Here is a 455-nt window from a genome sequence, read left to right as displayed (position 1 = left end):
TGGAAAGAAATAAAAAATTTATCCCAACGAAGGTATTTTAATAAACAGCGTTTAATTTCCCGAAACAAATACTTATTTAATGACGATAAAAGTCAGTTTCCATGGCTGGTTATGCATGATGAATTTTTTATGCGCAGTTTGGTAACTGAATTTGGTTATACTGAGGATAAAAAACTATTGAAATGGGTGATTGAAAATACGGATTTACCACTATTTTCAAAGTTTGCCGAAACAAAACATTTGAAAGAATTGGGAAAACTATTATGGACCAAGGATTGTAATGGAGAAATACGAGTCCATCAAAATACCTTGGATTTACTCAAAGAATTATCTACCCCACATGACGATTTATATATTCTGTATGTAGCAGAGTATTTATCAAATTATATGGCATCCTTTGCAATTAAAGAAGAAAAATTGACAATAGAACAAAAAGCAAAAATAGCAGCTCATTT

General features: G+C 30.5%; 1 pseudogene. It reads left to right on the top strand.

The annotated features are described in order from the left end of the window. Positions 1-455, top strand: a pseudogene (locus tag GFV01_RS10040) (hypothetical protein); the annotation flags it as partial.

The organism is Apibacter sp. B2912, from assembly GCF_009827835.1.
In the GTDB taxonomy this organism is placed as follows: domain Bacteria; phylum Bacteroidota; class Bacteroidia; order Flavobacteriales; family Weeksellaceae; genus Apibacter.
Note: the sequence above shows the minus strand (reverse complement) of the source record. Positions and strands in the feature narration are given on the sequence as shown.